This window comes from Teredinibacter haidensis, assembly GCF_014211975.1.
Lineage (GTDB): Bacteria > Pseudomonadota > Gammaproteobacteria > Pseudomonadales > Cellvibrionaceae > Teredinibacter > Teredinibacter haidensis.
The window spans coordinates 2,133,960-2,137,992 of the sequence record NZ_CP060084.1 but is presented as its reverse complement, the minus strand read 5'-3'; the positions used below and the strand labels follow the sequence as shown (position 1 = coordinate 2,137,992).

The 4,033-nt window shown below is 42.0% G+C and carries 2 protein-coding genes; both read left to right on the top strand.

What is annotated here, in order from left to right:
* Nucleotides 1-523: 523 nt before the first annotated feature.
* Nucleotides 524-3,097, top strand: coding sequence for an efflux RND transporter permease subunit (locus tag H5715_RS08550; protein WP_075185107.1), 2,574 nt, complete (start codon nt 524-526; stop codon nt 3,095-3,097).
* Between the two features lie 156 nt (nt 3,098-3,253).
* A complete protein-coding gene (locus tag H5715_RS08545; RefSeq protein ID WP_175574248.1) occupies nt 3,254-4,033 on the top strand; it encodes an outer membrane lipoprotein-sorting protein in 780 nt (259 codons plus the stop codon).

Genomic DNA, 4,033 nt, shown 5'->3' with positions numbered 1-4,033 from the left:
GAAAAAAATCCCGAAGAAAACCACTCGATTAGACTTAAACAATTAGCCTGGTCGAGCGGTTTTAATATTTGGATAAAACGACTGGAACACAAGTTTAGCATGAACAAACAATCCACCATAATCTTCATCAAAGAAACATTTTTTCCTCAACGGCGCGTTATTCATCCCACGAATTTTTGCCATTACAATTTAAAACAGGATTCTCAGCAAGATGAAGTTATTTCACTTTTTATGCGGAAATAAAGGCTTGATAGTAATGCAAGATCCATACCTTTTTCTTAGAAACTGTTAAAACTGTAAACAAACACCACAATAAACGACGTTACAACTTGCTTAGCGACAAGGCGTCGGATACAAGAACTGGAAACCATTAAAGCATCGCAAAATCATTATTTATTTCAATAAACTAAAACGCCGAAGTTTGTAAAATTCTCTAGAACCATCAACGGACATTTGTAATAATACCGCGCACTTACAATGATCCATTTCTTTAAATTCAACCTGCTCAGCAAATGGGAAACCCATGGAAAAAATTTTACTGCAGACCAATATTTTCTTCGAACATCTCCCTGACACAGTACGCCGCTATCGGCTCTTCATCTGGTTAAGTTTTTTTGTGATCATTGCGGTAATTCTTGCCGGTCTTCCAAAGGTTAATATTGACTTAACCATGGAAGCATATTTTAAAAAAAATGATCCCGCTAAATTAGCTTACGATAAATTCCGTGCTGAGTTTGGCAGTGATGAAGTATTATTTCTTACGTTTCAAGCACGAGATGGCGATATATTCTCGGATCAATCCTTAAAAGCTCTCCAATCGCTGCACACCGAATTAAGCGAATATCATTTAAGCGCCCAAGAAGACTCTCAATCCGGATTGGATCACATTACGGATGTCACAAGCCTCATTAATGTTTCGTATATGGAAGCTAGCGAAGGTGTGTTGCTATCAAGGCCTTTTATCGGAGACCAACTTCCAAAAAATGATAAAGTTCGTGAAGAGTTAAGAAAGAAAGCATTAAATCACCCAGACTTTAAAGGGGTTTACCTTTCTGAAGATTCACGCTTCGGTGCGTTAGTGATCGAAACAGATCTCGCAGCTCAACTTGATCAAACGGACAGCGAAAGTAAGACTGATGATCTGAGTGCTGAGCAGGAGTGGGACGAAGAGACCGTAGTGGATGTGGAAGCAGCATGGGATGAAAACATGTTCACTGGCGACGAAGAAATTCCGAAGTTCCGTCAGGCGGATGTCACCGAATACTCTGCGTTTATCAATGCCATTAAAGAAGTCACTGGTAAAGCGGAATATGCAGATCATCTTGAGTTCCATCCAACGGGTGTTTCTGCCACTACAGCATTTTTGAATGACGAAATACTGCCGCAAATGGGTATCGTCATAACTGGCTTAATCGTCCTCATTATGATTCTTTTGTGGGTATTATTTCATTCCTTTAGCGCAGTAGTCTGGTCCATGTGCATTGTTATTTTTTCGTTCATGTCAACACTTGGATTGGTAGGTTGGTCGGGTGCTGTTATGACGATCATGATCAATATTATTGTGTTCCTGATCATTGCGGTGGGTATTGCCAATGCAATCCACATTCTATCTGGCTATCTGTATTTTAGAGAAGCCGGGGAAGACCACCGAGCTGCATTGCGGTCGGTTCTTAAAAAATCTGGACTGGCTTGTTTTCTAACGAGTTTGACCACCGCTATAGGCTTGTTCTCGTTAGCCTTAACGCCCATCGTGCCCATTAAGAATTTCGGTATCTTTGCTGCCATTGGGGTTCTCGTAGCTTTCTTACTAACCGTTGTAATGTTACCGCTAATGCTGGATATGTGGGCGCCTGTCAGCAAGAAAAAGAAGATCGAAGAGAACAGCAAACCGCATAAACTTCAGCGCTTGTTAAGACAGGTTGAGCATGTTGGTTACACCTACCCTAAAAGCGTTGTAGCGACGTTCTCCGTGTTGAGTATCGTGCTTTTATTTGGCATTCCGCTCATCAAAGTCGATTCAAATATTATTGAGATTCTGCCTCACGAGAGTTCGGTTCGCAAAGACGTCGCTGTTGTCGACGATAGTATGGCAGGCACGGTAGTCATGGACATACTGTTTGACGCAGGTAAATCAGACGCGTTTAAAGATCCTCGCTTACTCAATCGCATGGAGTCGCTACAACAATTTATGGAGTCTGAATACGGCGAGTTGGTCGGCGATACTGGATCACTGGTAAACGTCAGTAAAGACGCTTTTAAAGCACTAAACGAAGATAAACAGGAATTCTATCGCATACCACAGGATCCGCGTGTACTGTCACAAACATTGTTTATGTTTAACAACGCAAATCCGGAAGATCGTCGTAAGCTTGTCTCTGATGACTATAGCAACGCAAGAATGACCATTACCCTGAAGTCTGCGGGTTCCTATATTTATGTACCAATGATCGACGATATTAACAATAAAATCGATTCGCTCTTTAAAGACGTAAAATCGGATTACCCAGAACTGACAATACAAGTCACCGGTGGTATGTCACTCATGACAAGAGTTGTCGATTACATCAGCTGGTCTCAAATTGAAAGCTTTGGCGTTGCATTGGCGGTAATATCCGTACTGTTGCTGCTCGTTTTCGGCTCCGCACGCATTGGCTTAATTGCCGTGATTCCAAACTTAATGCCAATTATCTGCGCATTTGGACTCATGGGCTATCTGAATATGCCATTGAATACAGATACGTTGCTGGTTGCTCCCATTCTCATTGGTATCGCAGTGGATGATACCATCCATTATTTGTCACACTTCCGTGTCTGCGTGCTACAAACTGAAAACATTAAAGAAGCCATTCAACAAACAATACGTGAAGTAGGGCAGGCAATAACTTTCACCTCAGTGGTATTGGCCGTTGGGTTTTTCGTATTCATTTTCTCGTCACAACTATCAATGGCCAACTTTGGCATCCTCAGCGCCATATCAATATTGATGGCATTAGTGACCGATCTATTGTTATTGCCAGCGTTGTGCGTGCTATTTAAAGCTGATTTTAAGCGTATTGCTTCAGCTGAAAAAAACTCACAAGTGACAACTGCACAATAAGCTGAAATAACTGGAGTTCACCTTATGTACAATCGATTTACCATAGCATGTCTTTTAGGCTGTAGTATATCTATGCCCGGCTTCTGCGAGGAGCCGAGCAAAAAATCGGCGGCTGAACCAAACGCCGCAATCAGCGCCCAAGAGATCGCAAAACAAATGTACGACCGAGACGATGGCATCAGTCAGATTTCGTTACAAAAGCTCAGCAGCTGTCGATACGCAATGAAAAACAACAGAAAACGCTGCATTGAAAAACCACGCAGTAACGTCATTGAATCAGTTCGTAAAGATTACGGTGAGAAGCAAAAAGATGTTAAAACCGTGTCTATCGTGAAGAGTCCCGCCGCCGAACGTGGCGTCGGCTTTCTCCAGTATGATTACGAGAATCCTGACAAAGACGCGGACCAATGGATGTACCTTTCTGCATTAGGTAAAGTAAAGCGTATTGTATCTGGCAATGACAACGAACCTAAGCAAGGCAGTTTCTTCGGATCTGAATTCAGCTACGAAGACCTCGAGCAACGCTACCTGGAAGATTACTCTTACGAAGTACTCAAAAGTGTTACGTATAAAGATCGACCATGCTGGGTTCTCGAGATTACGCCTACAGAGGAGCACGCACGGAAAAGCAATTACCAGAAGTCTATCAATTGGATAGATAAAGAACGTCATATAGCGCTTAAAACTATTTTATATGATCGCCAAGGTAAAAAAGTTAAGCAGCTCATATCTCACGATATTAGAAAGATTGATGGCGTCTGGGTTCCTATGATCCTAAATATGGACAACGTTCAAACCAACCGAATGACGACTTTAAAAATCGAGAAGACCGCTTTAAACATCAGCGTTCAAGACGACTTTTTAAATCTTCGCACCTTGACTGATGTTGCTTTTCGCGAGCAGCGACTTAATACATTCCGTACCTTTATCGAATAA